Source organism: Agrobacterium sp. RC10-4-1 (assembly GCF_014138475.1).
In the GTDB taxonomy this organism is placed as follows: domain Bacteria; phylum Pseudomonadota; class Alphaproteobacteria; order Rhizobiales; family Rhizobiaceae; genus Agrobacterium; species Agrobacterium pusense.
The window spans coordinates 1-2,625 of sequence record NZ_JACJIT010000025.1; the positions used below are offsets into that span (position 1 = coordinate 1).

Below are 2,625 nucleotides of genomic sequence, written 5' to 3' on the forward strand. Positions count from 1 at the left end.
CCCGCTTTGCCAGCGTTCGCGCAGACCACGGCCGTCAAAGACCCCGCCATGCTGGACGCCTTGGTCGGGGAGGGTAAGCTGCCCGCCGTTGTGGACCGCCTGCCGCTCAATCCGCTTGTCATCACACCGCTTGACCGCGTCGGAACACATGGTGGTGACTGGAACAGCGCGATCGTCGGTGGTGGGTCCCTGTCGATGTTGTTCCGATATCAGGCTTACGAGCCGCTGCTGCGATATAAGCCCGACTGGTCGGGTGTGGTACCGAATGTCGCGGAGCACTACGAAAGCAATGCCGACGCCACGGAGTTCACCTTCAGATTGCGCAAGGGCATGAAGTGGTCTGACGGTCAGCCGTTCACTACCGAGGACATCATGTTCTGGTACGAGGACATCTTCAATTACGAGGGCCTTAACGACATCGGCCAGAACCATCTGCGTGCGGGCGGAAAAAAGGCCCGCTTCGAGGCGTTGGACGATGTAACGTTCAAGGTGATTTTCGCTGCGCCCAACGGTCTTTTCCCTCTGCGGCTGGCATGGGCGAACGACGATCAGACCACCCGTGCGCCGAAACACTACCTCAAGCAATTCCACATCAAGTACAACCCAAATGCTGAACAGGAAGCCAAGGCCAAGGGCGCGTCTGGCTGGATTCAATTGTTTCAGCGCGAAGCGGGCCTCGTCGTGGACAACGAGTTCTTTCAGAACTCGCAACGTCCCGTAATCCACGCCTGGAAGATGGCGGTTGCGCCAGGACAGAGCACCGACCGTGCGGTCGCCGAGCGCAACCCGTTTTACTGGAAGGTCGATACCGAGGGAAATCAACTGCCCTACATTGATCGCATCGTCTACCAGATGGTCGCAGACGCACAGGTGTTGTTATTGAAGGCGATGCAGGGCGAAATCGATCTGATGGACCAGTATATCGCCACGCCGGCAAACCGGGCAGTGCTTTACGACTCCCAGGACCAGGGCCAGTTTGGCTTATATACGCTGACCTCGACCGAAACCAATGAGATGGTTTTCCAGCTTAATCTCAATCATCCTGACGAAGCCAAACGCAAGCTTTACGGCAACAGGGATTTCAGGGCTGCGCTGTCAATGGCGCTGGACCGGCAGGCGATTATCGATACAGTTTTCATCGGACAGGGAACGATCTCCCAACCGGCCGTGCGGGCGGAGGATCCTCTTTATAACGAACGTCTGGCTACGCAATTCACCCAATACGACCCCGACGCCGCCAACGCCCTGCTCGACAAGATACTTCCCACCAAGGATGGTGAGGGTTTCCGGCAGGATGAAAACGGCAAGCGTGTGACGGTCATATTCGAGATCGACCAGGCTCGAACCACATTCCTTGACATTTTCCAGCTGGCGCTACCGATGTTCCACGCCGTGGGTGTGGACGTGCAGATGCGAAGCATGGACCGTTCACTTTGGGAGGTGCGCGTGCGTCAGGGCATCGACTATGACGCCACTGCACACCGCTTCGGCGGCAATGGCGGCATCGCGGCTATTCTCGATCCGCGCTATTTCATTCCCAACACGACCGAGGCGCTCTACGCCAAGGGCTGGCAACTGTGGTACCGCGATCCTGCTTCCAAGGGTGCGGTCGAGCCGCCTCAGCCGGTCAAGGACGCATTGTCACGCTATGACCGCGTGCTGGGCTCGCCGGACCCGGATGTCCAGCGCAAGCTGATGTCCGAAATACTGGAGATCGCGGCCGACCAGTTTTACGTCTTCGGCGTTTGCCTGCCCAGCGACAGTTACGGCGTGGTGAAGAACAACATGCAGAACGTTCCCAAATCCATGCCGAATTCGTGGGGATATCCCACACCCGGGCCCGCCAACCCCGAAACCTTTTTCAAGGCCTGATCCCACCGTTCCATTCCGGCATCAACTGAACCTGGATGGAAACATCAAACCTTTTAGCCGCCCCCAAAGGGCGTGACGGCATAATATTGTCATTGGAGAACACATGTTGCATCGACCAAACGCCATTTCCGGAGCTGCCGCTCGTTCTCCGGATTGGTTTAAATCCGCCACTCGCTGGACCCAATTGACCTTTGCAGAAGACGATCCGGCGAAATATGATCCCGAGTTCTGGATCGACGTCTTCAAGCGCACCAAGTCGAATGCAGTCTGCCTTTCTGCCGGCGGCTATATCGCCTATTACCCAAGCGAAATCCCCCTGCATTACGTGTCCAGCTTCATTGGCGATACCGATCCGTTTGGCACGATCGTGGAAGGCGCGCGCAAATTGGGAATGCACGTCATGGCGCGCGTCGACCCACATGCGATCCACGAGGATGCAGCACTGGCCCATCCCGAATGGGTGGCCATCAATCAGGACGGAAGTCCGCGTGAGCACTGGGCATTTCCCGGTATCTACGTCACCGATGCGCTGGGAAGTTATAACCGCGACTTCACAACCGACGTCATTCGCGAAGTCGTAACCAAATATGACGTCGATGCCGTGTTCGCCAACCGCTGGCAGGGCCATGGCGTGTCCTACAGCGACGACAATCGCAAACGTTTCAGGCAGGAAACTGGTTTTGATTTGCCGATGAGACCGGATGCGACGGATCCGGCATGGCAGGCGTGGGCGGCGTGGCGCAGACGCATACT

At 57.6% G+C, this 2,625-nt stretch carries 2 protein-coding genes; both read left to right on the top strand.

The window, feature by feature from the left end:
• On the top strand, window positions 1–1,872 hold a 1,872-nt coding region (locus FHW77_RS26545), incomplete at its 5' end, for an ABC transporter substrate-binding protein (RefSeq protein WP_182591106.1).
• Between the two features lie 103 nt (window positions 1,873–1,975).
• A partial coding sequence (locus tag FHW77_RS26550) for a family 10 glycosylhydrolase (protein WP_182591107.1) occupies window positions 1,976–2,625 on the top strand: 650 nt, incomplete at its 3' end.